The organism is Rhizobium hidalgonense, from assembly GCF_005862185.2.
In the GTDB taxonomy this organism is placed as follows: domain Bacteria; phylum Pseudomonadota; class Alphaproteobacteria; order Rhizobiales; family Rhizobiaceae; genus Rhizobium; species Rhizobium hidalgonense.
Genome location: NZ_CP054027.1, coordinates 2,724,570 through 2,750,214 on the forward strand (window position 1 = coordinate 2,724,570; position 25,645 = coordinate 2,750,214).

Annotated in this window: 21 protein-coding genes, 1 pseudogene and 1 riboswitch; of the genes and pseudogenes, 7 read left to right on the forward strand and 15 right to left on the reverse strand. The window is 60.7% G+C overall.

All coding sequences use genetic code 11. The annotated features are described in order from the left end of the window. Positions 1-39 precede the first annotated feature (39 nt). The 6 genes from FFM81_RS13160 to clpP form a co-directional block, all read right to left on the reverse strand. Complete coding sequence (locus FFM81_RS13160; protein ID WP_138384858.1) at positions 40-2,238, reverse strand: esterase-like activity of phytase family protein; 2,199 nt, start codon at positions 2,236-2,238, stop codon at positions 40-42. A gap of 93 nt (positions 2,239-2,331) precedes the next feature. Continuing rightward, on the reverse strand, positions 2,332-3,240 hold the full coding sequence (locus FFM81_RS13165) for a DMT family transporter (RefSeq protein WP_425504971.1): 909 nt from the start codon (positions 3,238-3,240) through the stop codon (positions 2,332-2,334). 82 nt (positions 3,241-3,322) lie between these two features. Then, a riboswitch (FMN riboswitch) is annotated at positions 3,323-3,472 on the reverse strand. 119 nt (positions 3,473-3,591) lie between these two features. Then, positions 3,592-3,867 (reverse strand): DNA-binding protein HupB, encoded by a 276-nt coding sequence (hupB, locus tag FFM81_RS13170; RefSeq protein ID WP_003573937.1) that lies wholly within the window; start codon positions 3,865-3,867, stop codon positions 3,592-3,594. A 206-nt stretch (positions 3,868-4,073) separates the two neighbouring features. After that, positions 4,074-6,491: an endopeptidase La gene (gene lon / locus FFM81_RS13175; protein ID WP_003573938.1), complete on the reverse strand. Its 2,418-nt coding sequence runs from the start codon at positions 6,489-6,491 to the stop codon at positions 4,074-4,076. 422 nt (positions 6,492-6,913) lie between these two features. After that, positions 6,914-8,191: an ATP-dependent Clp protease ATP-binding subunit ClpX gene (gene clpX / locus FFM81_RS13180; RefSeq protein WP_003573940.1), complete on the reverse strand. Its 1,278-nt coding sequence runs from the start codon at positions 8,189-8,191 to the stop codon at positions 6,914-6,916. Positions 8,192-8,492: 301 nt separating this feature from the next. Continuing rightward, entirely contained in the window at positions 8,493-9,122 is a 630-nt protein-coding gene (gene clpP, locus FFM81_RS13185) for an ATP-dependent Clp endopeptidase proteolytic subunit ClpP (RefSeq protein ID WP_003573944.1), read from the reverse strand. Between the two features lie 395 nt (positions 9,123-9,517). Between clpP and FFM81_RS13190 the strand changes: the two genes are divergently transcribed. Then, positions 9,518-10,771 carry a GGDEF domain-containing protein gene (locus tag FFM81_RS13190; RefSeq protein ID WP_003573946.1) on the forward strand — a complete coding sequence of 418 codons (1,254 nt, stop codon included), beginning with the start codon at positions 9,518-9,520 and terminating at the stop codon, positions 10,769-10,771. A gap of 150 nt (positions 10,772-10,921) precedes the next feature. Then, the gene (locus FFM81_RS13195) at positions 10,922-12,166 is read left to right on the forward strand and encodes a cytochrome P450 (RefSeq protein WP_138384857.1); all 1,245 of its coding nucleotides are present in this window, start codon (positions 10,922-10,924) and stop codon (positions 12,164-12,166) included. A 15-nt stretch (positions 12,167-12,181) separates the two neighbouring features. Here the strand turns inward: FFM81_RS13195 and FFM81_RS13200 are convergent. The 6 genes and pseudogenes from FFM81_RS13200 to FFM81_RS13225 all read right to left on the reverse strand — a co-directional run. Then, a pseudogene (locus FFM81_RS13200) lies at positions 12,182-12,555 on the reverse strand (phosphate ABC transporter ATP-binding protein); the annotation flags it as partial. Positions 12,556-12,605: 50 nt separating this feature from the next. Next, entirely contained in the window at positions 12,606-14,735 is a 2,130-nt protein-coding gene (locus FFM81_RS13205) for a bifunctional diguanylate cyclase/phosphodiesterase (RefSeq protein ID WP_138384856.1), read from the reverse strand. 235 nt (positions 14,736-14,970) lie between these two features. Continuing rightward, complete coding sequence (locus tag FFM81_RS13210) at positions 14,971-15,315, reverse strand: cupin domain-containing protein (protein WP_037092936.1); 345 nt, start codon at positions 15,313-15,315, stop codon at positions 14,971-14,973. Positions 15,316-15,535: 220 nt separating this feature from the next. Beyond that, entirely contained in the window at positions 15,536-16,270 is a 735-nt protein-coding gene (locus tag FFM81_RS13215) for a phosphotransferase (protein ID WP_138384855.1), read from the reverse strand. Between the two features lie 103 nt (positions 16,271-16,373). Then, positions 16,374-17,657 carry an O-acetylhomoserine aminocarboxypropyltransferase gene (locus tag FFM81_RS13220; RefSeq protein WP_003573955.1) on the reverse strand — a complete coding sequence of 428 codons (1,284 nt, stop codon included), beginning with the start codon at positions 17,655-17,657 and terminating at the stop codon, positions 16,374-16,376. A gap of 117 nt (positions 17,658-17,774) precedes the next feature. Next, positions 17,775-18,203 (reverse strand): CoA-binding protein, encoded by a 429-nt coding sequence (locus FFM81_RS13225; RefSeq protein ID WP_138384854.1) that lies wholly within the window; start codon positions 18,201-18,203, stop codon positions 17,775-17,777. Between the two features lie 118 nt (positions 18,204-18,321). Between FFM81_RS13225 and FFM81_RS13230 the strand changes: the two genes are divergently transcribed. Further along, positions 18,322-18,645 (forward strand): hypothetical protein, encoded by a 324-nt coding sequence (locus FFM81_RS13230; RefSeq protein ID WP_003573959.1) that lies wholly within the window; start codon positions 18,322-18,324, stop codon positions 18,643-18,645. Positions 18,646-19,121: 476 nt separating this feature from the next. After that, entirely contained in the window at positions 19,122-19,958 is an 837-nt protein-coding gene (locus tag FFM81_RS13235) for an EamA family transporter (protein ID WP_138384853.1), read from the forward strand. On the opposite strand, the gene FFM81_RS13240 is transcribed toward FFM81_RS13235, so the two are convergent. Further along, positions 19,959-20,783: an enoyl-CoA hydratase gene (locus tag FFM81_RS13240; RefSeq protein ID WP_138384852.1), complete on the reverse strand. Its 825-nt coding sequence runs from the start codon at positions 20,781-20,783 to the stop codon at positions 19,959-19,961. Positions 20,784-20,880: 97 nt separating this feature from the next. Further along, positions 20,881-21,111 (reverse strand): DUF1127 domain-containing protein, encoded by a 231-nt coding sequence (locus tag FFM81_RS13245; RefSeq protein ID WP_138384851.1) that lies wholly within the window; start codon positions 21,109-21,111, stop codon positions 20,881-20,883. 46 nt (positions 21,112-21,157) lie between these two features. Here FFM81_RS13245 and FFM81_RS13250 point away from each other — a divergent pair, with 46 nt between their 5' ends. The 3 genes from FFM81_RS13250 to rpsI all read left to right on the forward strand — a co-directional run bounded on the left by FFM81_RS13250 (position 21,158) and on the right by rpsI (position 23,333). Continuing rightward, complete coding sequence (locus FFM81_RS13250; RefSeq protein ID WP_246401091.1) at positions 21,158-22,084, forward strand: LysR family transcriptional regulator; 927 nt, start codon at positions 21,158-21,160, stop codon at positions 22,082-22,084. Between the two features lie 314 nt (positions 22,085-22,398). Continuing rightward, complete coding sequence (rplM, locus tag FFM81_RS13255) at positions 22,399-22,863, forward strand: 50S ribosomal protein L13 (RefSeq protein ID WP_003573970.1); 465 nt, start codon at positions 22,399-22,401, stop codon at positions 22,861-22,863. Between the two features lie 2 nt (positions 22,864-22,865). Further along, positions 22,866-23,333, forward strand: a complete 468-nt coding sequence (gene rpsI / locus FFM81_RS13260; protein WP_003573972.1) for a 30S ribosomal protein S9 — start codon at positions 22,866-22,868, stop codon at positions 23,331-23,333. A 312-nt stretch (positions 23,334-23,645) separates the two neighbouring features. Here rpsI and FFM81_RS13265 read toward each other — a convergent pair whose 3' ends face one another. Continuing rightward, positions 23,646-25,616 (reverse strand): acyltransferase family protein, encoded by a 1,971-nt coding sequence (locus FFM81_RS13265; protein WP_138384850.1) that lies wholly within the window; start codon positions 25,614-25,616, stop codon positions 23,646-23,648. Positions 25,617-25,645: the final 29 nt, after the last annotated feature.

A 25,645-nucleotide genomic window follows, 5' to 3' on the forward strand; every position in this document is an offset into this window, starting at 1 on the left:
GTTTTTTTACGGGGAGAGGGTTAGGGTGATGGGCCGCTTTTAGTTTGTCGCGCTCAACTCAACCGGGAAAAACAAAGTCTCGCCGGAAGAATCGCTGACGCCGTCGTTGTCGGTGACGGCGTAGGGTTTGCCGGATGCGTCGAAGGCGAAGCCTTCGAGTTTGTCGAGCACGTAGCCGTTGGTCGCGGACTTGAGTTCACCGAGGAAGTCGTGGGCTTCGGTTTTCTTGACGATCGGCAATTCGCCACCGAGCTTGGCAGGCTTCAGTTCCGAGATCGCAACCTTGTAGAGCTTCTTCAGCTTGGCAGCATCGCCGACGAGGTTGTCGCGCTCGATAATGTAGACACTGTCGCCGTGGGCGGAGATTTCAGACAGGCCGACCCAGCCGCTTTCCGTCTTGTCGAGCGGATAGCGGACCGCACCCCATTCCTTCTTCTTCGGATTGTAGGAGACGAGCTTGACGAAACCCTTCTCGTCGTCATTCCACTCGCGCTGGACAGCCATCCAGAGCGTGGCGTCGTCGCCGGTGCCGATAATCGTCACGCCTTCGAAACCGTAGCGGATTTCGTTGGCGGCGAATTCCCTAGGCAGGGCGATCTCGGCCTTGATGTCGCCCTTGGCGTTGACGTTGTAGAGGGCGTGCGGGACGAGACGCTCGCTGTAACCTTCCGAGGCGAGCCAGAAGGAGCCGTCGGCGGCAGCCGCGATGCCTTCGATGTCGAGCTTCTGGGCCGGGGCGCCGTCACGCTTGACGACGAGGGCGTCGGTGATGACGGCCGGCTTCTTGCTGGCGTCGATCGTGTAGATCGTCGGCTGCGAGCCGAGAACGCTGTCGCTGACGGCGTAGAGCATGCCCGGCTTGCCCGGAACGGCGGCAAGGCCCGAGAGGGCTGCGAAGCCGATCGGATTGCCGTCCTTGTCGGCGGAGACGATCTGCGGATAGGCCTTTTCGCCTTCCGCACGCTCATAGATCATGACATGCGAGCGTGTGCCGCCGTCCTTGCCGAGGTCGAGTTCATTGGCGGTGGCGAGCAGATTGCGCTGGGGAAGTGCGATCGCGCCCTCCGGCGAAATGCCCGACGGCAGAAGCTGCACGAGTTCGGGATCGGCGCCGGTGTCCTTGTAGACGCCGACGACAGAGGCGCGCTCGGCGAGCAGGAAGAAATACTGCTCATCACCGAACTTTGCTGCCTCCAGGCCTTCCGGCTCGACGCCCTTGGAGCCCGAACGGCTTTCCGGATAGTGGCCGATATGGGCGACGGCGCGTTCGAAGAATGCGCCCGATTCGTAGAGAAGCTTGCCCGTTTTGTCGAAGATGGTGAAGCCGCGCGAGCCGCCCTCGTAGTCGCCTTCATCGGCAACGACCAGACGGTTGTCGTCTAGCCATTTCACGGCGTCGGGTTCGCGCGCAACGGCCTTCTTCTCGCCGGTGAACTTCAATGCCCCGTCGCGCTTGATGTCGATGCCGGTGAGATCGACGCTGCCGGCGGAGAAATGCGTCTTCACCTCGGCCGTATTGGCGTCGATGATGACGATCTCGTTGTTTTCCTGCAGCGTCAGGGCGATCTCGTTCAGGCCGTTTAAGGCGACGAATTCCGGCTCCGGATCCTCAGGAGCGACGCCCGCAAGGCCGGTCAACGCCACGTGTCTGATGGTGCCGCAATCGACGGTGCCGTTCTTGAGCTGGAAGACGACCAGGTCGCCGGCGGGCATCTGCGGGATCTTGCCGTCATTGACCTCTTCATCGCGCTCGTTTTCGATCGCGATGGTGCCGAGTGTCTTGTCCTTGTTCAGCGCGATCGAATCCGGCTGACCGCCGAGATCGCAGCTGTTCTCGATCTTTTTGGTCGCCACGTCGACGATCGCAAGGCGGCCCGACGGCTTCGCCTTGCTCTCGGAGGTGTTGACGGCGACCAGCGCCTTGCCGGCGCTCGAGGTGACCGATGTCGGCTCGCCGTCCATCATCAGCGCGCCGCCGGCCTTCGGGGCCTTGGCATCGGTAATGTCGATGAAGCCGATCGCGCCGAGCGGGCTGTCGCTATAGATCAGCGTATTGCCGTCGTCGGTCGCGGTGATGATTTCGGCCGAGGTGACTGAATGCTTGTCCTTGTCGGCGGGCAGGTTCGCGGCGACCGAGAAAGAGGCGATGCGGTTGAAAACCGGTTCGGCAGCAGCCGGAAACGCAACGGATGCGACAAGCACGGCAGCCAGTGCTGCCTTGCGCGATGAAATTGTCATGGAAACCCCCAATGTCGAAAGATCGAACAGAGGTTTTTTGCGGGACTGCCATGACAGACACATGACAGCCCGCGAGATTTCACAGGGTTCGCGTCACGCAGCTTGCCTTTCCCGACGCATCTCGTTCCTCATGATGAAGAGCGACGCGGAGAGAATAAGCGCGGCGCCCAGCCACAAATAGCCGGCCGGCGCGTAACCGAAGAACAGCCAGCCGGCGAGTACGTTCAGCGGCAGCTTCAGGTCGTCGAACGGCTGCACATAGGCGGCGTCGGCACTGGCATAGGCAAGGGTCAGCAGATATTGCGCCACGACCGTCAGCAGGCCCGCCAGCAGGAAAAGCGCAAGCGTTGCGCCCGTCGGCACGGCAAAACCCGCCGCAAGCGCCAGCCCGCCATTGATCGGCGTCAGCAGCACCAGCAGCCAGACGGTGATCGTCTCCGGCTTCTCGATGCCAGTGAGGTTCTTGGTGATCAGCGACGACGCGCCCCAGAGCAGCGCCGAGAGAACAGGCAACAGCGCCGACCAGGAGAAGCTGTCCGACCAGGGCTGCAGGATGATCATTGCTCCGGCAAAGCCGACGCCGGTCGCCATCCAGCGGGCGGGACCGACGCGTTCGCCGAGGAAGAGCCGGGCGCCAAGAATGATGAAGAAGGGCGAGGTCATGACGAGGGCGATCGCCTGCCAGATCGGGACCGTAGCGAGGCCGGACACCCAGGCCTCGACGCCGAGCGCGGCGAAGACCACGCGCACGACATGCCGCCATGGGTAATCGGTACGCATGGCGGAAAGGCCGACCTTGCGCAGGAAGGGCAAGGAGAAAAGGAAGGCGAAGCCGTATTGCCAGAAGGCCGCAGAGGCCGGGGGAAAGGCGAGCTTCATGGTCAGCCACTGGGTGACGACGTTAAGGAGCGAGAAGGCCACACCTCCAAGCACCATGAAAGCGGCGCCGGCAAAGGCGCGGGACTGCGAGGCTGCAAGGGATTTCTGATTCATGCTCTTCATCCGCAACTAGGGACCAACATAAATCAGGACGCATGAGGCGACGGCACACAATGCCGGCAGTCCCCTGCCCGCACGCGGCCATGCTCATTCTCTTCCATCCGGACTATACCGTCGGCTCCGGAATCACACCGGATCTGCTGACCCCTCCTAGCCTGAGCTGGGAAGGCGCTCGCGGGCTCGGGCCGAGACCCTTACCGCCGGTGGGGAATTTCACCCCGCCCTGAGAACAGAAATGTCGTAGATCAAAGCGCGTGGGGCGGCAAGGCCCTATAGCAAAAGGGGTCCGGCAAACCGAACCCCTCCCAAATCCTGCACAGCCGGTCTCGTTTACGGCTGGCGGATAATCTCAGATCAGCCGTTGACGGCGTCCTTCAGGCCCTTGCCGGGCGTGAACTTCGGCACGTTGCGAGCCGGAATGTCAACTTCAGCGCCCGTCGACGGGTTGCGGCCCTTCGATGCGGCACGATGAGAAACGGTGAAGCTGCCGAACCCTGCGAGGCGGATGTCGCCCTTGTTCTTGAGTTCACCCTGGACAACGTCAAAAACCGCGTCAACAGCGGAAGCCGCGTCAGACTTCGTCAGTCCTGCCTTTTCGGCGACTGCGGACACGAGTTCATTCTTGTTCATGTTTCCACCCCTTTCTAAATGGTACGAAACGACTCAAATGTAAGCTAGGCGCAGAATAGGTTTCATCAGGCCCGCCGGGAACCCAAAAGCCCTGCAAATCAAGGAAAAGCAAGCGTCTACATGACGTTTTCACAAAAAAGGCTGGCGTTTTCGCCAGCCTTTTTCCGTCTTTTCAGCCAATGGGGCATAAATGTGGCCCAGGCGGCTCAATGCGCTATGGTTGCGCCCGTCTCGTCGAGGCCTTCGACCGTTGCGATCACAGGCGTTTCCACCGTGCCATCCCATTCGATCGGCTCCGGCCGCCGGATCAGCGCATGCTTGATCACCTCGCCCATGCGGGACACCGGGATGATCTCCATGCTGTTCTTCACGTTATCCGGAATCTCCGCCAGGTCCTTGGCGTTTTCTTCCGGAATCAGCACCTTCTTGATGCCGCCGCGAAGCGCTGCGAGCAGCTTTTCCTTAAGACCGCCGATCGGCAGCACACGGCCGCGAAGGGTGATTTCACCGGTCATGGCCACATGCCTGTTCACCGGGATACCGGTCATGATCGAGACGATCGCAGTCGCCATGGCGACGCCGGCCGAGGGGCCATCCTTCGGCGTTGCGCCTTCCGGCACGTGCACGTGGATGTCGCTCTTGTCGAAGCGCGGCGGCTCGATACCGAAATCGACAGCGCGCGAGCGGACATAGGAGGCCGCCGCCGAGATCGATTCCTTCATGACTTCCTTCAGATTGCCGGTGACCGTCATGCGGCCCTTGCCCGGCATCATCACGCCTTCGATGGTCAGCAGTTCACCACCGACTTCCGTCCAGGCAAGACCGGTGACAACGCCGACCTGATCTTCGCCCTCGGCTTCGCCATGGCGGAAGCGCGGGACGCCCAGATAGTCGGAGATGTTGGCCGCCGTTACATGCACGGACTTCGTCTTGCCCTTGATGATCTCGGTGACCGCCTTGCGGGCGAGCTTCATCAATTCGCGTTCGAAGCTGCGCACACCGGCTTCCCGGGTGTACTGCTGGCTGATCGCCATCAGGGCGTCGTCGCTGACCGAGAATTCTTCCGGCTGCAACGCATGTTCCTTGATGGCCTTCGGCAGCAGGTGCCGCTTGGCGATTTCGCGCTTTTCATCTTCGGTGTAGCCGGCGATACGGATGATCTCCATGCGGTCCATCAGCGGCGCGGGGATGTTCAGCGTATTCGCCGTCGTGATGAACATCACGTCCGACAGGTCGTATTCGACTTCCAGGTAGTGGTCCATGAAAGTCGAATTCTGCGCCGGATCGAGCACCTCGAGCAGGGCCGAAGACGGATCGCCGCGATAATCCTGGCCGAGCTTGTCGATCTCGTCGAGCAGGAACAGCGGGTTGGATTTCTTGGCCTTCTTCATCGACTGGATGACCTTGCCGGGCATCGAGCCGATATAGGTGCGGCGATGACCGCGGATTTCGGCTTCGTCGCGAACGCCGCCCAGCGCCATGCGGACATACTCACGGCCGGTCGCCTTGGCGATCGACTGGGCGAGCGAGGTCTTGCCGACGCCCGGAGGGCCGACGAGGCAGAGAATCGGACCCTTGATCTTGGTGGCGCGGGCCTGCACGGCCAGATATTCGACGATGCGCTCCTTGACCTTGTCGAGACCGAAGTGATCGGCTTCGAGGATCTTCTCGGCATTGTTGAGATCTGCCTTGATCTTCGACTTCTTGCCCCAGGGAATGCCGAGCAGCCAGTCCAGATAATTGCGCACGACGGTGGCTTCAGCCGACATCGGGCTCATCTGGCGCAGCTTCTTCAGCTCCGCATCGGCCTTTTCACGGGCTTCCTTGGACAGCTTGGTCTTGGAGATGCGCTCTTCCAGTTCACTCATCTCGTCGCGGCCTTCCTCGCCGTCGCCGAGCTCCTTCTGGATCGCCTTCATCTGTTCGTTCAGATAGTATTCGCGCTGGGTCTTCTCCATCTGGCGCTTGACGCGCGAGCGGATGCGCTTTTCGACCTGCAGGACCGAAATCTCGCCTTCCATGAAGCCGAGCGCCTTTTCGAGGCGGGCCTTGACGCTGGTGGTTTCCAGCATCTCCTGCTTCTCGGTGATCTTGATCGACAGATGCGACGCGACCGTATCGGCGAGCTTGGAATAGTCGTCGATCTGGCTGGCGGCGCCGACCACTTCCGGCGAAATCTTCTTGTTGAGCTTCACGTAGCTTTCGAATTCGGAGACGACCGAACGCGACAAGGCTTCTAGCTCGACCGGATCGTCATTCGGCTCCTCAAGCACGTGGCCGAGCGCCTCATAGAAATCCTCGCGGCTGGTATAGGTGTCGATCTCGGCGCGGGCGCGGCCTTCGACCAGAACCTTGACGGTGCCGTCGGGCAGCTTCAAGAGCTGCAATACGTTCGCCACGGTGCCGACCTTGTGGATCGCGGACGGATCCGGATCGTCGTCACTGGCGTTGATCTGCGTGACCAGCATGATCTGCTTGTCGGAACCCATGACCTCTTCGAGCGCACGGATCGACTTTTCCCGTCCGACGAACAGCGGCACGATCATATGCGGGAAAACCACGATGTCGCGCAAAGGCAGAACAGGGTAGGCAGTACTGCTCGCTACAGACGTTTTCTTCGTCATTTTTAAGTCCTTTCCATCGTCCCGTTGCCGGGCTCTCTGCACGGCCGCTTGGGACCGGCCGGCACTCTCACTTGTTGCTACAAGTGGAGGTTCTGACTACGCTTTTCAAGCCACGCTAAACGCCCGCGTTCCCCGGATGTGACAGCTTTATTACAACGGAACGCCAACACTATGAAGCGCGTGGCTGGACCGGCGCTTACCACTTCCGACCGGCTAAAATACAAGCGCCGACAATAGGTTTACGGAATCTCGGCATCATTGCCAAGCACTCTTCCTTACGCAACATCGGAGCCTGCGAAACATCGGCAAAGTCAATTTCGGTCCCCACCGGCAAAATACTAACAGTGCCTCGGGTGGTTTTTCAAATAGAAAGGGGCCTGCCGATGGCAAGCCCCCAAAATAATCGTGCGAAAGCGCAAAGGTTACGCCGAAGCGTTGGCCTTTTCTTCCTGACGATCGGCATAGATGTAAAGCGGGCGGGCCGAACCGCGCACCACTTCCTCGGAGATGACGACTTCGCGCACGCCTTCCAGCGTCGGCAGTTCGAACATCGTGTCGAGCAGGATCTTCTCCATGATCGAGCGAAGGCCGCGGGCGCCGGTCTTGCGGACGATCGCCTTGCGGGCGATTTCGCGCAGGGCATCCTCGTGGAAGGTCAGTTCGACGTCTTCCATCTCGAACAGGCGCTGATACTGCTTGATCAGTGCGTTCTTCGGTTCGGACAGGATCTGGATCAGCGCATCCTCGTCGAGGTCCTCAAGCGTCGCCAGAACCGGCAGACGACCGATGAACTCGGGGATGAGGCCGAACTTGACCAGGTCTTCCGGCTCCAGTTCGCGCAGGACTTCGCCGACGCGGCGGTCGTCCTGGGCCTTGACGGTCGCGCCGAAGCCAATCGAGGTCTTCTCGCCGCGGGCGGAGATGATCTTGTCGAGGCCGGCGAAGGCGCCGCCGCAGATGAACAGGATGTTGGTCGTGTCGACCTGCAGGAACTCCTGCTGCGGGTGCTTGCGGCCGCCTTGCGGCGGAACGGAAGCGACCGTGCCTTCCATGATCTTCAGCAGCGCCTGCTGCACGCCCTCGCCCGAGACGTCGCGGGTGATCGACGGATTGTCCGACTTGCGCGAAATCTTGTCGACTTCGTCGATGTAGACGATGCCGCGCTGGGCACGCTCGACATTGTAGTCAGCCGACTGCAGAAGCTTCAGGATGATGTTTTCGACATCTTCGCCGACATAACCGGCCTCGGTCAGCGTCGTCGCATCCGCCATAGTGAAGGGAACGTCGATGATGCGGGCGAGCGTCTGGGCAAGATAGGTCTTGCCGCAGCCTGTCGGGCCGACGAGCATGATGTTCGACTTCGCCAGCTCGACTTCGCCGTTCTTGGAGGCGTGCGCGAGGCGCTTGTAATGGTTGTGAACCGCGACTGACAGGATCTTCTTTGCCTGCCGCTGGCCGATGACGTATTCGTCGAGGACCTTGATGATGTCCTGGGGCGTTGGAACGCCGTCGCGGGACTTGACCATCGAGGACTTGTTCTCCTCGCGGATGATGTCCATGCACAATTCGACGCATTCATCGCAGATGAAGACGGTCGGCCCGGCAATCAGTTTCCGGACTTCGTGCTGGCTCTTTCCGCAGAACGAACAATAGAGTGTGTTCTTGGAGTCGCCGCCGTTGCTGCCGCTGACCTTGCTCATATCACTTTCCTTCCAGCACGCCGCATTTCAAGGCGAAATCGCGGTCCACTCTATCAGCTCCTGGCGGCACTCCGTTTCCGGAGCCTTTGCCGAGAAGGCTTCAGGGGGTACGAACCGGGCCCAACCAATCATGTCCGGGTTCCGGCGGCAACGAACTCCCCTTCGAATGCCGAATGCTATGTCATAAAAATTCAACATAGCATTAATGGTTACTATTAGCGTCTTCGTCGCCAGTTGAAAGCCTTGTTCGATCACAAATGAGATAGAACTGTGGCGAGGAAAACACCATCCCAATTAATTACTAGGCCTGTTCGCCTTCCATTTCGAGGCGCGACGTCAGAACCTTGTCGATCACGCCCCAGCCCTGGGCTTCGTCCGCATCCATAAAATGGTCACGATCGAGCGTCTTTTCAACTTCTTCGTAGGTGCGGCCGGTGTGCTTGACATAGACTTCGTTCAGGCGGCGCTTCATCTTGAGGATGTCGCGGGCGTGGCGCTCGATGTCCGAAGCCTGGCCCTGGAAGCCGCCCGAGGGCTGATGCACCATGATGCGGGAATTCGGTGTCGCGAAGCGCATATCCTTGTGGCCGGCGGCCAGCAGCAGCGAGCCCATGGATGCGGCCTGGCCGATGCAGAGCGTCGAAACCGCCGGCTTGATGAACTGCATCGTGTCGTAGATCGCCATGCCGGCGGTAACGACGCCGCCCGGCGAATTGATGTAAAGGGCGATTTCCTTCTTCGGGTTTTCGGCCTCGAGGAAGAGGAGCTGGGCGCAGACGAGCGTCGCCATATGGTCTTCGACGGCACCGGTGAGGAAGATGATGCGTTCCTTCAACAGGCGGGAATAGATGTCGTAGGAGCGTTCACCGCGGTTGGTCTGTTCCACGACCATCGGCACGAGGGCCATTGCGGTATCGACTGGGTTTCTCATGTGCGTCCTTTGTCAACGTCTCGCCGGCCGGCGCCGGGAATCAAAGAAAAAATGTCTTATCCCTACATAGAGTGTCCCGGCCCTCCTCTTCAAGACACGCATGAGGATAACGTTAAGAAGGCGGGCTTTGCTGTAGCCTCTTTCCAACAAGCGCCTGTTAACGGCGAGCCCATGGCGCCGCCTTCCCCGGGATTTCTGCATCACAGGATGAAGGAAAGCTTACTCCATTCGAGAGTGCTCACACACATTTACCCGACAGAAAGCCTACCGGGAGATATCCGCCCAAAAGCATGCCGCAGCGCAGCAGCATTAAGGAAGTGGCGAGCTTCCTCGGCAAGGATGGCAGCCAACAAATAGGGGCCGATTGAAAGGCCGACGGGCAAGGGGTTGCTGCCGTGTTCAATATTGCTACAGGTCTCGCCATCTGGTGCTCGGAGGCCATGACGCTCGCTTTGGTGCTATTCGTCGCCTGGCGCCATAACGTCCGAAATGAAGCCTATCTCTATTGGGGCCTCGGCTTCCTTTTGACCGGCATCGGCTTTGCCATGATCGCGATGCGCGGCCAAGTTCCCAGCGTTCTGTCCATAGAAATCGGCAATGCCATTGCCCTGCTCGGCCAGAGCGCCTGGGTGGCGGGTTTTCTGGCGCTTGATCGCAAGAAGATCGAATGGTGGGCGCTGCTGCCGCCGGCGATCTGGCTCGCCGGGGTCTTCCTGCCCTGGGTCAACAGCGATTATTCAAACCGGGTGGTGCTCTACAATCTCGCTTCGGCGACAGGTGCGACGGCGCTGGCGCTCGCGGTTGCCGCCGGCGACATGCGCCGCGAACGCACTCGGGTCAAGCTGATGAGCGTGTTCGTCATCCAGGGCTGCCTGTGCTTCGGCTCGGCGCTGACGATGGCGCTGACCGTGCCAAGCGATATCGAGGCGACCAATCTCGGCGGCGCCTCCGCCATGGCAAGCGCCTTCCTGCTGACCATCGCCTTCGCCTTCACCTGCCGGCTGATCATGGAACGCTCCGAACGGCACCTGCGCGCCCTCACGCTGACCGATTCGCTGACGGGCGTGCTCAACCGCCGCGGCCTGCTCGGCTATTTCGGCGCCATTCAGGAAAAAGCCCATGACGAGCAGCGCCAGGTCGCGGTGATGCTCTTCGATCTCGACCATTTCAAGCGAGTCAACGACCGTTTCGGCCACCAGTCCGGCGACGCGGTGCTCACCGCCTTCGCCCACATGGCCCGCCAATACATTCCGAACAACATCTTCGGCCGTATGGGCGGCGAAGAATTCGCAGCCTTCGCTGCAGTCACGGACCAGACGGAAGCCGAGGCAATCGCTGAAGCGATTCGCACCGAATTCTGCCGTCTTCCGGTAAGCACCGGTGAAGCGATCGTTCCGGCGACCGTCAGCATCGGCATTGCGCTCGCCTCCTCGATCGAAGCCAATATCGACAAATTGATCTCGGCTGCCGACCGGGCGCTCTATGCGGCGAAGGGCGCCGGCCGTAACTGCACGGTCACCTTCGGCGAAGCGGAAGCAGCAGCCCCGGCACCGGCGACGCCCAGCACCACCGCCGGCGAACTCGTGCCGACGGTCGACGACCAGGTCGAGGCCTTGCGGCGCATGGGAACGCTGTCGCGCGCCGGCTAGTACATAACCCCGGAAACTGGAATCGATTCTCGGGGTTGTGAGCAAATCCTCAAGTGATGGAGCATCCGACCGCGCGGCCTCGACGCGCGTTCGAGAACACCCCCTCCCCCTACCTTTTCGAGGCCCGGCAAATCCGCTAAGCCTCGGGGCATGATGATACCGCCCTTTCTCTCGATCGACCCTGCCCGCCGCCACGTCTCGCTGGACGCCCGCAATCCGGGCTTCTACGGCAACCCGAATGCCGTCTATGCCGTATTGCATGCCCATTGCCCGACCTTCTACTGGAGCGAGCAGAAGCAGTATTTCTTCACCGGCTACGACCATGTGAACGGGCTGCTGCGCGACCGCCGTTTCGGCCGGCAGATCCTGCATATTGCCAGCCGCGAGGAACTCGGCCTTGCCGAACCGATGCCGCATCTTGCCAGTTTCGATCTCTCGGAACGGTATTCCCTGCTCGAACTCGAACCGCCGGAGCACACGCGGTTGCGCACGCTCGTCAACCGCGCCTTCGTCTCCCGCCATGTCGAGAAGATGAAGCCGGAGCTTGCCGAGCTTGCCAACCGGCTGATCGACGGCTTCGCGGGCAAGGGTGAGGTCGAGCTGCTCTCGGCCTTTGCCGACATTATCCCGGTGACGATGATCGCCCGGATGATCGGCATTCCCGAGGAGATGGGGCCGCAGCTGCTTGCCTGGTCACACGCCTATGTCCGCATGTATATGTTCGGCCGCACGCGCGAGCAGGAGGACGAGGCCGAACGGGCGGCGAAGGAATTTTCCGACTATGTCAGGACTGTCATCGCGGAACGCCGCGCCGCGCCGCGCGATGACCTGCTCACCCACATGATCCATACCGAGCACAAGGGTCAGTATCTCACTGAGGAAGAGCTAATCTCGACGACGATCGTACTGCTCAATGCCGGACATGAGGCGACGGTGCACCAGATCGGCAATTCGGTGCGCACCATCCTCGACAGCGGCTCAAATCCGGCCGAACTCTTCCGCGACGAGGCGACCACGGCGCGCACCGTTGAGGAAACCCTGCGCATCTGCGCGCCTGTGCATATCTTCCAGCGCTGGGCGCTCGAGCCCGCCGAAATCGATGGCGTCACCTTCCGGCGCGGCGACAAGGTCAGCCTCATTCTCGCCGCCGCCAATCTCGATCCGGCGAAATTCACCGATCCCCTCGCCTTCCGGCCCGACCGCAACGAGGCGGCGAACCTCTCCTTCGGCGCCGGCATCCATTTTTGCATCGGCGCACCGCTGGCACGGCTGGAACTCAACGTCGTGCTGCCGATCCTGTTCGAAAGGCTCGCCGGCCTGAGGCTGGCAAGGACGCCCGTGGTCAAGGATGTCTATCATTTCCACGGGCTGGACCGGCTGGATCTGCAGTGGTGATCCACCCCTGACAGATCAGCCGTAGCGGCCGGTGATGTAATCTTCCGTGCGTTTGACCTTCGGCGACTGGAAAATCTCCGCGGTCGGGCCGTATTCCACCAGTTCGCCGAGATATATGAAGGCGGTGTTGTCGGAGATGCGGCTTGCCTGCTGGATGTTGTGGGTGACGATCGCGATGGTGAAGTCGCCTTTCAGCTGCGCGATGAGCTCTTCCACCTTGGCGGTCGAGATCGGATCGAGCGCCGAGGTCGGCTCGTCGAGAAGCAGGACCTCCGGCCGCAGCGCCACGCCGCGGGCGATACAGAGACGCCGCTGCTGGCTGCCGGAGAGCCCGAGGCCGCTCCTTTTAACTTGTCCTTGACCTCATCCAAGAGGGCGGCCTGACGCAGCTGCCGAAACAGCAGCCATGCGCCACATATGCCGCGATCCTACGATCGCATCATGCGGCCGCGTCTTCCCGCAGCTTGCCGGATATATCGCGTGCCGACATCGGTTTTCCGATGAGATAGCCTTGAAGCTGATCGCAGCCGGCATCTCGCAGGATCGCCGCCTGGCGGGAATTCTCGATGCCTTCAGCGGTCACGGGAATCTGGAGGGCGGTCGCCAGCGAGATGGTTGCCCGAAGAACGTCGGCGCCACTTGCGCCTTCGTCGAGTGCCGACACCAGTGAACGGTCGATCTTCATGCGGTCAAAACCAAACTGCCGCAATGCCCCGATGCTTGCATAGCCGCAGCCGAAGTCATCGAGCGCGAACTTGATGCCGACGCGCTTCAGTTGGTCGATCGACCGCCGCGCCTGCTCCGGATTGGTCATCAGAACGCCTTCGGTGATCTCCAACGTCAGACGCTTTGGATCGAAATCGAGTTCCTGCAGGACCGAGATCACCTCGGCGGCAAATCCGGGATTGCAGAGCTGGACCGGCGAAACATTGACCGACAATGCCAGATCTGGCCAGTTCTTGGCATGCTCGATCGATGTTCTCAGCATATGGACGCCGAGCGCATCGATGAGGCCGCACCTTTCGGCGAGGGGAATGAAGATCTCCGGGCTGACATTTCCCGTTGCTGTTCGCCAGCGCGCCAAGGCTTCAAGACCGGTAACGGTGCCGGTCGAGGCAGAGACGAGAGGTTGGAAAACCGCTTCGATTGCGCCACTGCTGATGGCGTTCTTCAACAGGCTTTCCAGTTCGGCGACCCGTTGGCGCTCCTGGTCGAGCTCGGGGTCGTACTCGACCGCCTGGCCTCTGCCGTTTGCCTTTGCACGATAAAGCGCCATATCCGCTCTGCGTAGAAGCTCCAGCGGCTCGACATCGCCGTCACGCGCCGCAGCGCCGATGCTTGCTCCAACTTCGATTGTCCGTCCGTCGATTTTGTAGGGCTTGGCAAACAGCGCCAGAACGGTCTTCTCCATATCTTCGCATGTGGCAGATCCGACATGCACCAGCGCAAATTCATCGCCCCCCAGCCGGGCCGCGGCGACGACTTCGGGGTGGCATGCCATCAGCGCCTTCGAGACCATTCGGATCAAATCGTCGCCCACTGCGTGGCCCCAGGCGTCGTTGACGGCCTTGAAGCCATCGAGATCGATCAGATAGAGGCGGGTTGGTGATGACTCTGAGTTCTCCATATCTCCCAGCAGGCTCAGAAGCCCACCTCTGTTCAACAAGCCGCTCAGGCTGTCGTGACCAGCTTCGAAAAGCGCTGCTTGCGCCAATTGGCGCAGGCGCCGCGCCTCGGTCGCCCCAACCAGGAGAACGCCGACCAAAAACAGCGAAAGGATGGCGACGGCAGCCGCGACATAGGGCGTTACCTGCTGAAACACAGTACTTCCAGGCGCTTTGCTCGGCCAGACGAGGTAGCCGATGACGGCCCCCTTCATGTCCGTGATCGGCGTGTTCAGAAATTCCGGCTTCGGGGTCGCCTCGAGGCGCAGACCTTCAAGTTCATGTTCGTTCGAGAGCGTGTCGAGAACTTCCTGGGTAAATTCCTTGTAGAAGCTCAGCGTGCTGAGCTTCGGCAGCTCAGCCTTTTCGCCGAAAGGCTGGATTGCCTGCGATGCGATGAGGGCGATACCGCTTTCGGTCTTGATGAAATTGACCACCGGCTCCTGCGCCGGATCGGCGGCTGCACCGATCTGCCGATAAAAGCCTTCACCGAAAAAGGCGCTTGGCTGGAATGGCTTGCCCTTGGCATAGGCGGAGACAATCGAAGACCGGTCGGGCCCGATCACGATCGCGCCGTCATAGAGCGCGTACTCCGCGCTGGTTTTTCCCCAATTCTCATAGGCCCAATCCGCAGCGGCAGGAGTTGACGCCGCACTATAGGCATCGTCCCACACGGCATTATCAGTCGTCGTCGCGCTCAAACGAGCCACAAAGGCTGCGATCGCCGCGCGGGCGGCGCGACTGGCTCGGGCATCATCAATTTCGTTCGCCGACCGGGTCATCGTCACGACGACATGCGCCATCAGGCCGGTCAATACGAGGGCGACGACAAGGAAGCAAACGGTTGTCGCAATGATGGAAGACGTTTGGGTCCGAAGGTGCCTACCGACAAGATTCGACGACATGCCAATTCCGAAAAGATTAGTTGCAAGGCCATGTCTATTGGTGACGGCAGGAGACATCATGTCCGCAATGCGCTGCAGAAGAGATATAGCATTTTGACGATGTAAGTCCGATTAACGGGATTGGTTAAAAGCCATCTATCTGGGAAAGAGGCGCAGCCATTCGTCGAAAGACAGGCCGTCATCGCCGCAAATCGGGACAGGTCCGCCATCGTCAGCGCCGGTTTGCCGGCGCTGCTTAAACTTTGATCACATAGTCCTTGCGAGTCGTTTCAACCACTTCCCACGTTCCCTTGAAGCCGGGTCTCAAGATCATCCGGTCGCCCGCCTTCAGATGAACCGGCTTGCCGCCGTCCTCGGTGACGATCGAATAGCCGGATAGCAGACTGAAATATTCCCATTCCTCGTAAACGATCCGCCACTTGCCCGGCGTCGCCTCCCAGATGCCGGAATAGAGCCCGCCTTCGGCCTCCTCCAGATTCCAGGTGCGGAATTGCGGATCGCCGGAGATGATCCGGACAGGCTCCGGGGCGCCGACCTCCGGTTCGATGCCATCGATGCGGAAGGTGATGAAATTTGTCATGGTCGTCATAGACCTCTCTGAATTGACGTTCGCAATAGACGTTTTGAGCATGGGCGTTTGATTTCGTTAAATTTTTGGAGCCCTCGCATCTGCCTTCCTTATTCAATTTGATGCCCGATACCAGAACCCGTGTCTCAGACGCCTCCCCGACGGCAAATGGCGCCAATGCGGTAGCCGGAGGTTCCCGTATGGATACGGCCCGTTGATCTGCCGAAACTGCTCAGATCGCTCGAACTTCGGCAAGCCGCCTGACTGCGTACTCGTCCTGCCAGCAGACGGCCGCTTCCCATGCCGCCGACGCTTGCGCGGCGATATCAAACGCGCTGTCGTCGAGACCGGCAGCGTTGTCGGGCAGTACTAGGTCAAGGTCGGGGACGTCGACGTGTGCCTCATCCCAGTCGATCAACGCGACCCGATCCGCGGTCATGCGGATATTGCCGGGGTTGTTTGGATTGCCGTGAACAACGCATGTCTGACGCCCGATCAACCGCGCCCACGCTGCTCGACATCGAATAACGCCCTCAGGCGGCATCGCGGTAAGGTTGATCCTCGTTCCGGTTTCAGCATGCAGCAGATCGGTGGATGATCGCCAGCCTGGCCGCTGCGGCCATCCCTGCGTCAACCGATGCAGCTCGCGGAGCGTGTCGGCCACGCGACGCCAGTCGGCCCCCGTTTCGGGCGGTCCACCTTCCATGTATTTCATCACCACCAGACCGTCCACGAACAGCCGGCCGTCAGTCGTCGGGATCGGCACTGGAACGGTCATACCTTCTCGGTCGAGATGTTGGAGTAGCTCGGCTTCCCATGCGAGATCAGCATTCGCCCTGGAGCCGAGACGACCGACCGCGACCCGCCCGTGGATGCGAACGCTCCAAACGTCGTTCGCAACTCCGCCGGTAAGTGGTTCGATGCGAACCGCGTCTTCACCCCAATGCCCGAGCGCTTCCCACCCCATTGGCGATACCCTTGGCCGTCATGATTAAATTGACGGAAAAATAGAGAAAGTTGACGACGCCACGATATCCACTGAGCCCATCTCACACTCGTGAATCGACCATTCAGATCTTCGAGAGCGCTTGTTCGAGATCGGCGATGATGTCCTTGACGTCCTCGATGCCGACGGAAAGGCGGACCACGTCGGGGCCGGCGCCGGCGGCGGTCTTCTGGTCGTCGGTCAGCTGCCGGTGTGTCGTCGAGGCCGGATGAATGACGAGCGAGCGGGTGTCGCCGATATTGGCAAGATGGGAGAAGAGCTCCAGCCCCTCGACCAGCGTCTTGCCCGCCACGTAGCCGCCGTTGACGCCGAAGGTGAAGACGGAGCCTGCGCCCTTGGGTGAGTAGCGCTGCTGCAGGGTGTGGTTCGGATCGTCGTCAAGGCCGGCATAATTCACCCAGGCGATCTTGCTGTGCGCCTTCAGCCATTTTGCCACGGCGATCGCATTGTCGCTGTGGCGCTGCATCCGCAGCGGCAGGGTCTCGATGCCGGTCAGGATGAGGAAGGCGTTGAAGGGCGAGATCGCGGGGCCGAGATCGCGCAGGCCGAGCACGCGGGCCGCGATCGCAAAGGCGAAATTGCCGAAGGTCGCATGCAGGACCATGCCGTTATATTCCGGCCGCGGGCTCGACAGCATCGGATAATTGCCGGATCTCGACCAGTCGAAGGTGCCACCATCGACGATGAGGCCGCCCATGGAATTGCCGTGGCCGCCGAGAAATTTCGTCAGCGAATGCACGACGATATCGGCGCCATGCTCGATCGGACGGATGAGATAGGGGGTTGCCATCGTATTGTCGACGATCAGCGGCAGGCCGTTGCGATGGGCGACATCGGCGATGGCGGCGATATCGACGAAAGTGCCGCCGGGATTGGCGAGGCTCTCGATGAAGATGCCGCGCGTCTTGTCGTCGATTTGGCTTTCGAAGCTTGCCGGATCGGCAGAATCGGCCCAGCGCACCTGCCAGCCGAAATTCTCGAAGGCATGGCCGAACTGGTTGATCGAGCCGCCGTAGAGTCTGCGGGCAGCGATGAAATTCTCGCCGGGGCGCATGATGGTGTGGAAGACGATCATCTGCGCCGCATGGCCAGAGGCGACGGCAAGCGCCGCGGTGCCGCCTTCGAGCGCTGCGACGCGCTCCTCGAGCACGGCCTGGGTCGGGTTCATGATGCGGCTGTAGATGTTGCCGAAGGCCTGCAGGCCGAAGAGGGCGGCGGCATGATCGGAATCATCGAAGACGAAAGCGGTCGTCTGATAGATCGGCGTGACCCGCGCGCCGGTTGCCGGGTCGGGCTGGGCGCCGGCATGGATCGCCAACGTGTTGAATCCCGGATCGTTCTTGGCCATGTCGTCCTCCAGTTATTGCTGTCGGGCAGGATCATAGCCTGTCGCCGATGAAAGTTAATTGCGATCCGTTTCAACCCATGGGCGTTCCGTGGAAAATCCGTCTCAGCGAACCGCAACTCAGGCAATGAGACGGGGGTACTCGATCGCCGGGCAGCGGTTCATCACCACCTTGATGCCGGCGGCCTCCGCCTTTGCGGCAGCGGCATCGTCCCGGACGCCAAGCTGGGCCCAGATGACCTGCGGCAGCTGCCTCAGCGCCAGCGCCTCCTCGACCACCCCATCCAGATATTCGGCGGCGCGGAAGACGTCGACCACGTCGATCGGCACGGGAACGTCGGCGAGCCGGGCATAGACGGTGCGGCCCTGGATCTGTTTGCCCGCCTGCCCCGGATTGACGGGAATGACCTCGTAGCCGCGCGACAGCAGATAACCCATGACGCCGTTGCTCGGCCGCGCCGGATTGGGCGACGCGCCGGTCAGCGCGATGGTCTTTACGGAATGCAGGATTCCGGCGAGATAATCGTCCGTATAGGCGTCGTGGTTCATGGTTGCTCCTCCATTCCCGAAAGCCCTCCGGTACGGCGCGCAGTTTTTTTGCTTTTCCGTGAAACCGGCGGCGTGGCTTTTCCGTATATATGATTGGACACTCTCTGAGGATGATTCGATGAAAAAAATCGCTCTTGCCCTCATCTTCGTGCTCGCCGCCTCGCCGGCGCTGGCGATCTCGCGCTATAATCCGCTGAGCATGAACTGCGCCAGCGTGCGCGCCGCCATCCACAATCAGGGTGCCGTGATCTTCCGTTATCAGTCGCCCCGTGGCTTGCCGCTTTACGATCGCTATGTCCGCAACAGCCATTATTGCGATGCGACCGATTATGCGGAGTGGACCCACATCCCCTCGAAAGACGATCCGCGCTGCCCCGTTCTGAATTGCCAGAACATAGACAACCTTGACGGGATGCTGTTCGTTCCGCACTATCAGCTCTGATATTTTTCAACATCGCACGGGATGACGAGCTGCGACATCATTCGCAGTTGCGGGAGGCTCGGACTCAATCGCGCGCTGCGATTTATTAGAGATAACACAACCAGTGGCTTTGGTTTTCCTCTATGTCAAAGTTATAGAATAATATCTATATTTCAGCATCATAGAATAATCCACTTCGGAATTCCCGCAGGCATTTTCTTGTTTCGTTCACGATAAAACCCCTTCGCGTTCTCACGTAAATTAGAAACATCTCATAGTTGAAAGTGTCGCGCGGATTGAACGCATATCGCGCGCACGTAAAAATTGCTGCGGTGACCCAACATTGTCCTGATATTGAAAGGATGGTATTCCACATATGAACGCATTCGGGACCGCCTCCCGTTCATTTTCGTGCAAATGCCAGTTGTCTTTTCAAGAGTTTGCGCCGTCCAGGGGCGAAACGTTTTCTCCTCCCCACCTGTTTGCGGATTACCCCCTTGCCACTCGACGTCATCCTGCTCGTTCTCTTCGGCGCATTGCTGCATGCGACATGGAACGCCATCGTCAAGGCCGGCAGCGACAAATCCCTCGATGCGGCGCTAATCTCGGCCGGCGGCGCGGTTTCAGCGCTGCCGTTCCTGGCATTTCTGCCGTTGCCGCACAGCGCGTGCTGGCCGTTCATCGGCGTCTCGGCCATTCTGCAGTTCGCCTATTTCCAACTGGTCGCCGCTGCCTACCGGGCCGGCGATATCGGCCTCGTCTATCCGCTGATGCGCGGCTGCGCGCCGCTGCTGATCGCCGCGACAAGCGGCTTCATTCTGAAGGAAGATCTTTCCGCCGGCGCTCTCGCCGGCACGATGACGATCTGTGCCGGCGTCCTGACATTGGCACTGGAGGCGCGGCGCGGCAGCAGCCGCGCCGTGCTGCTCTCGCTTGCCAATGCCTGCGTCATCGCCAGCTATACCTATGTCGACGGCGTCGGCGCACGCCTTTCCGGCAATGCGATTTCCTACACATTGTGGATGTCGCTGCTGCCGCCGGTGCTGCTGTTTTCCTGGGCAGCCTCCCAGCGCGGCGCTTTCGCTGTGGCGCATCACGTCCGCCGCAACTGGTGGCGCGGCCTCATCGGCGGCGCCGGCTCGATCGCTTCCTACGGGCTGGCGCTTTGGGCGATGACAAAAGCCCCGGTCGCGACCGTCGCGGCCCTGCGCGAAACCGCGATCCTGTTTGCGCTGGTGATCTCGATCACCGTCTTCAAGGAAAAGGCCAGCGTCTGGCGTTACGTCGCCGGCGTCGTCATCGCAATCGGTGGCCTGGTTCTGAAACTGGCCTAGTCACTCACCTTTCCATTCCGGCTTGCGCTTGCCGAGGAAGGCGCCGATCCCCTGCTCCGCATCCTGCGTCAGCATGTTGTCGACCATCACCTTGGCGGCATAATCATAGGCCGCCTCCACCGGCAGTTCGAGCTGGCGGTAGAAGGCTTCCTTGCCCATCTTCAGGATCAGCGGCGATTTGCTGGCGATCACTCCGGCATATTTGGAAACGACCTGCGCCAGATACTGCTTCGGCACGATACGGTTGACGAGCCCGAAATCCTTGGCGGTGGAGGCGTCGATCGTCTCGCCGGTCAAAAGCATCTCCATCGCCTGCTTGCGATGCGCGGCCCGGGTAACGGCCACCATCGGCGTCGAACAGAACAGGCCGATGTTGACGCCCGGCGTGCAGAATGTCGACGTATCCGTGCAGATCGCCAGATCGCAGGAGGCAATGAGCTGGCAGCCGGCCGCAGTCGCCAGCCCGTCGACCTCGGCGATGACGGGCTTCGGCAGATGCGCGATCTTCAGCATCAGATCGGCGCAGAGCCGGAAGGCCCTCTCGAAGAAAGCGGCTCCCTCATCTTCATCGGCGCGACGGGTGGTGAGTTCCTTGAGATCATGGCCGGCGGAAAAGACATTGCCGGTCGAGGCGATGACGACAACGCGGACATCGGCGTCCGATCCGGCCTTGTCGAGCTCGGACGTCAGCGCTTCGAGAAGCGCGATAGAGAGTGCATTGGCGGGCGGGTTGTTGAGCACGAGCCGCAACACCCCGTCCCGCAGCGAGCGGACCAATAGCGCTTCTGCCTTGCCTGCGTCCGGGAAGGATACGATTTCGGCCATGATGCTGCTCCCTGCGCTCGATTTCCAGACCGAGGTATTGCCACAAGGCGCCGGCAATTTCGAGCAGGATCGGCGCTTTCCGCACAGGCCGCAGCCGTCACGACCAGAACCAGGACTTCGTTGTCTCCGCCCTCGCCTGCGCACGGGTCAGGCCGACATCGCGAAGCTCGTCGTCGGTGAGTTCGCACAGCGTGCGGCGGCTGCGGCGTTTTTCCAGGCGCTGCCCGACAGCCGCCAGCAGCCGCCGGCCACAGCGCGCCGTCCGGCGCATTTTCGATCGAACGATATCGCGAGGCGTCTCCAGGATTTCGCTCAGTTCCATGGCCATCTCTTCTGCCTTTCTTCAACCGCTGAAGGATGGGCTGGAAAATCCCATGAAGGAAGCTTATTGGTATTATGATTTGCATAAGGGATCCTTTGGTATGGCGCTGAACCTCGATCAGCTCGCGACCTTCGTCAACGTCGCCGATCTCGGAAGCTTTACGGCAGCCGCCGACAAGGAGGGGCTGACGCAGCCGGCCGTCAGCCTGCAGGTCAAGGGACTCGAACAGCGTCTCGGCGTCCGGCTGATCGAGCGCGTCGGGCGGCGGGCGCAGCCGACCGCGGCAGGCCTCGACCTGCTTACGCATGCAAGGCGCCTGCTGCAGGAATCGGCCGCCGCCGAAGAAGCGATGACGCCCTATAGGGATGGCGCCAGCGGCCGCGTGCGCATCGGCAGCGGCGGCACTGCATCGATCCATCTGCTTCCTCGGGCCATCGCCGCCGCCAGAACATCCATGCCCGGCCTCGAAATCACCGTGCGCATCGGCGATGCCGACGACGTCCTACGCGATCTGGAGGCCAACAGCCTTGACATCGCCGTCGTTGCCCTGCCGGCCCTGGGGCGCAACTTCGAGATCGAACCGTTCTACGAGGAGGAATTGCTGGCCGTCGCTCCCGCGGGCAGTCTCATACCCGACGGCGGACCAGACGCCGCGTTCATGCGGGACAGGACACTGCTGCTTTACGAGGGCGGCAATACGCGGCGGGCAATCGACGCGTGGCTGGCGGCACCGGACATCCGGATCCGGCCGGCAATGGAGTTCGGCAGCATCGAGGCGATCAAGGAGCTGGTGGCCGTCGGGCTCGGCTGGTCGATCCTGCCGGGATTGGCGCTGAAGCGCGACCACGCCAGCCTCGTGACGACATCATCGCTGCATCCGAAGCTCACGCGCCTGCTCGGCATGGTTCTGCGCCGCGACAAACACCTGACACGCGGCCTTCGCGAAATGATGAAATGCCTGCGCGAGTTCAAAGTTTAGCGGCCGCTTTCGACCGTGGCACTCTCTTTCAGACCCGGCAGGAGGTGCGAAAAGCGTCAAGCGTAGCAGCTCTTCAGCCGACAAATGTGTGGTAACATAATACCATACACTTAACTACTTGTTTTTACTTACTCTTTTTTCCAGGCATCGGGGATGTCGATATTGACCCGCTGTCACATTCCCTCTATACACCGCGCCAGAACGCAGCCTGTCCGGGCTGCTTTCTTTTTGGCATGCCGCAAGCCTGCCAATCCAAGCAACAAGAAACGCCCTTCAAGCCTTCGGGCCAAGGGTCTCAAAAGAGAGTATTCACTATGGCAACCTTCTCCCAGAAGCCTGCAGAGGTGGAGAAGAAGTGGGTGATCATCGACGCCGAAGGGCTGGTCGTTGGCCGTCTCGCTTCCATCATCGCTATGCGCCTGCGCGGCAAGCACAAGGCAACCTTCACACCCCACGTTGACGACGGCGACAACGTCATCGTCATCAATGCCGACAAGGTGGTTTTCACCGGCAAGAAGTATTCCGACAAGGTTTACTACTGGCACACCGGTTTTGCCGGCGGCATCAAGGAACGCACCGCGCGCCAGATCATCGAAGGCCGCTTCCCGGAGCGCGTCCTCGAAAAGGCCGTCGAACGCATGGTTCCGCGCGGCCCGCTCGGCCGTCGCCAGATGAAGAACCTGCGCGTCTACGCCGGCTCCAACCATCCCCATGAAGCCCAGCAGCCGGTCGCCCTCGACGTTGCCGTGCTCAACAAAAAGAATGTAAGGAGCGCCTGATCATGGCTGACCTCTCCTCCCTGAAGGATCTCGGCACGGTTTCTGAAGCTGCTGCTCCGGCCCACGTCCGCAAGGTCGATTCGCTCGGCCGCTCCTACGCGACCGGCAAGCGCAAAAACGCCGTCGCCCGCGTCTGGGTCAAGCCGGGCTCCGGCAAGATCATCGTAAACGGCAAGGAATTCGCGGAATATTTCGCTCGTCCGGTGCTGCAGATGATCCTGCGTCAGCCGATCGTCGCGGCTGCCCGTGACGGCCAGTTCGACATCATCGCAACCGTCGCCGGCGGCGGCCTGTCCGGCCAGGCCGGTGCCGTTCGCCACGGTCTGTCCAAGGCGCTCACCTACTTCGAACCGGGCCTGCGCTCGGTGCTGAAGAAGGGCGGCTTCCTGACCCGCGACAGCCGCGTCGTCGAACGCAAGAAGTACGGCAAGGCGAAGGCCCGCCGCTCGTTCCAGTTCTCGAAGCGTTAATCGCTTCGGACAGACGAGATTACGAAGGCCGGGGCAACCCGGCCTTTTTTGTTGGGCAATCGGCTTTTGATAAAGGGCAGAACCACGGCAGCGCTGCGGTAACGGCTTACCAAACAAAAGCAGAAGCAGCGCGCTTGAAAGATTGCGACACGTTTAGAGCAATTGCAGGAAAAGGGCGAAGTGGGTTTTCTCAGGCAAAGCGAAACGCTTTTGCCAGGCAAAGCGCGAAGCGCTTTTGCGGGGACACAAGAGACGAGTGGTTCTGCGCTTCCGGGGAAACTTGGCCGCTCTCGTCCTTCGGGGCGACGTACGTCAGTTGGAGGAGAGCGCTGCCATGCCGTTACCGTCCGTCATGTCGTCCTGCCTGAGAGCGACCAGGATTTCGTCAACGACGGCTTCCGCACCCGCCGGGGTGAAATGCACCTTGTCGGAAATGAAGGTCTTGCCTTCCCGCGCCAGGTCGCATCGGCCCGTCTCTATCCCACAGAAAATCTTCGCCGGATCGACGCGCAGGACATGCCTGTCCTTGGGGTCGTCGAGATAGGCGTAGGAAGGCGACGATTGCTGGAGAAAATCATCCTGAGCGATCGTGATCGTTGGCGCCGGCGTACCCTTATGCATCAGTTTTGCGACCTTGGCGGCGATCTCGGTGTCGCCGCGGGGATGAGGATAGATAATGACGACGCGGATGCCGGCTGATGTCAGCGCGCCGACGGTTTTGTCGAAAGCATCCCTCAGCCTCTGCCCTCCGTCCGATGTCGCGACTTCTTCGCCGTTGAAGAGATAGCGCGACTGTTCGAAAAAGATCTTCCAGGAGGCGGCGAGAAAGACCGTTCTCACCTTGCTCTTGACCAGATAGTCGATGGCCGCGGCGTTGAAGGCGCCGCAGTCGCGCGCCTGATGGGGGACCATCGAGACGTCAGCAACCGGCGCGCAGAAGCTGTGGGTGATCTGCTGCAGGCCGATATTCATGCTGTCCAGGCGCTTGGCCAGCGCCGGCGTCAGCGACGATGCCAGGGAATCTCCGAGGATTGCATACGTCTCTGCGTGGCTGCCGTTGAATATGCAATCTTCAATCGGCATCGCATCCCAGCCCGACGAGCCCTCACGAAGGCAGGTCTTGCTCCAGTCATTATCCGCCATGAATTCCTTGATCGGTGCCGGCAGACGCCATGGAATGCCGCGCGTATCGTGGCCGTAGATGCCGAAGGCGATGAAGGCCGCAAGCACCAGCGATACCAATGCAACCAGGCTGCGGGTCGACGGCAGCAATCTGAGCTCGCCCCTTCGGAACGGCTGCTCGACGAAACGCCAGGAGCCATAGGCCAGCACAAGAGAAAGGCAGCCGAGAGCGCCCATCACGGCGAGCGGGGGCGGATCGATGCTGCGGATGCGCGCAAAGGCAAAAAGCGGCTGATGCCAGAGATAGGCGCTGTAACTGATCCGCCCGATCAGGGTGAGGGCGCCGGTCGAAAGCAGTGCCGCCACATAGGTTCCCTGCCGTGCAAAGAGCAGCACGAGCATCGCGCCCACCACCGGGACCAGGGCGAGCGTAGAGGGAATGGGCGAGGTTTCGTCGAAATAGAAGACGGAGAAGGCGATCATGCCGAATCCGAGCAGGGACAACGGATTGCTGCCGCGCTTCTGCCCCTTCAACTGCGCCAAGCTGGAGATCGATCCGGCCAGAAACTCCCAGACCCGCGAAGGCAGGAAATAGAAATTGGCCGAGGGAAAGACGCGCGACGCCCACTCGCTATAGGCAAGGCTGGCACAGGCGATCGCAACCAGGACTGCAAAGAGCCAGTTCGGCCTGCGCTTCCACATGAATAGGACGAGCAGCGGAAAGAACATGTAATATTGCTCTTCGACGGCGAGGCTCCAGATGTGGAGCAGCGGCACCTCTCCGGCCTCCGGCGCGAAATAGCCGCTCTTGAACCAGAACAGGAAATTGGCGCCGGAAAGACTGGTGGCAATCAGGCTGTCGGAGAATGTCCGAAACTCCTCCGGCATGACCCAGAGCCAGGCGAAGGGCAGACAGCAAAGGACGACAAGAAACAGGGCCGGCAGGAGCCGACGGGCGCGGCGCTCATAGAATGCCGCCAGCGAGAAGGTGCCGTTGCGCATCTCCTCAAGAATGATCGAGGTGATCAGAAAGCCGCTGATCACGAAGAAAACGTCGACACCGATGAAGCCGCCGCTGAAGAAACTGAAGCCCGCATGAAACAGAATAACGGGCATCACCGCGGCCGCCCGCAGGCCGTCAATCTCTCTTCGGTAAATCACTAAAATATTCCCAAAAGTATAGTGCTCTG

What these genes read in the sequence shown, in the direction of transcription:
- FFM81_RS13240 (WP_138384852.1), bottom strand. Translation starts at nt 20,783, where the DNA reads ATGGCCGAAATCGTATCCTTCCCGGACGCAGGCAAGGCAGAAGCGCTA.
- FFM81_RS13210 (WP_037092936.1), bottom strand. Translation starts at nt 15,315, where the DNA reads ATGACAAATTTCATCACCTTCCGCATCGATGGCATCGAACCGGAGGTC.
- hupB (WP_003573937.1), bottom strand. Translation starts at nt 3,867, where the DNA reads ATGAACAAGAATGAACTCGTGTCCGCAGTCGCCGAAAAGGCAGGACTG.
- rpsI (WP_003573972.1), top strand. Translation starts at nt 22,866, where the DNA reads ATGGCTGACCTCTCCTCCCTGAAGGATCTCGGCACGGTTTCTGAAGCT.
- clpP (WP_003573944.1), bottom strand. Translation starts at nt 9,122, where the DNA reads ATGAGAAACCCAGTCGATACCGCAATGGCCCTCGTGCCGATGGTCGTG.
- FFM81_RS13195 (WP_138384857.1), top strand. Translation starts at nt 10,922, where the DNA reads ATGATGATACCGCCCTTTCTCTCGATCGACCCTGCCCGCCGCCACGTC.
- FFM81_RS13215 (WP_138384855.1), bottom strand. Translation starts at nt 16,270, where the DNA reads ATGGGGTGGGAAGCGCTCGGGCATTGGGGTGAAGACGCGGTTCGCATC.
- FFM81_RS13245 (WP_138384851.1), bottom strand. Translation starts at nt 21,111, where the DNA reads ATGGCCATGGAACTGAGCGAAATCCTGGAGACGCCTCGCGATATCGTT.
- clpX (WP_003573940.1), bottom strand. Translation starts at nt 8,191, where the DNA reads ATGAGCAAGGTCAGCGGCAGCAACGGCGGCGACTCCAAGAACACACTC.
- FFM81_RS13205 (WP_138384856.1), bottom strand. Translation starts at nt 14,735, where the DNA reads ATGTCGTCGAATCTTGTCGGTAGGCACCTTCGGACCCAAACGTCTTCC.
- FFM81_RS13165 (WP_425504971.1), bottom strand. Translation starts at nt 3,240, where the DNA reads ATGAAGAGCATGAATCAGAAATCCCTTGCAGCCTCGCAGTCCCGCGCC.
- rplM (WP_003573970.1), top strand. Translation starts at nt 22,399, where the DNA reads ATGGCAACCTTCTCCCAGAAGCCTGCAGAGGTGGAGAAGAAGTGGGTG.
- FFM81_RS13220 (WP_003573955.1), bottom strand. Translation starts at nt 17,657, where the DNA reads ATGGCCAAGAACGATCCGGGATTCAACACGTTGGCGATCCATGCCGGC.
- lon (WP_003573938.1), bottom strand. Translation starts at nt 6,491, where the DNA reads ATGACGAAGAAAACGTCTGTAGCGAGCAGTACTGCCTACCCTGTTCTG.
- FFM81_RS13225 (WP_138384854.1), bottom strand. Translation starts at nt 18,203, where the DNA reads ATGAACCACGACGCCTATACGGACGATTATCTCGCCGGAATCCTGCAT.
- FFM81_RS13230 (WP_003573959.1), top strand. Translation starts at nt 18,322, where the DNA reads ATGAAAAAAATCGCTCTTGCCCTCATCTTCGTGCTCGCCGCCTCGCCG.
- FFM81_RS13250 (WP_246401091.1), top strand. Translation starts at nt 21,158, where the DNA reads ATGAAGGAAGCTTATTGGTATTATGATTTGCATAAGGGATCCTTTGGT.
- FFM81_RS13160 (WP_138384858.1), bottom strand. Translation starts at nt 2,238, where the DNA reads ATGACAATTTCATCGCGCAAGGCAGCACTGGCTGCCGTGCTTGTCGCA.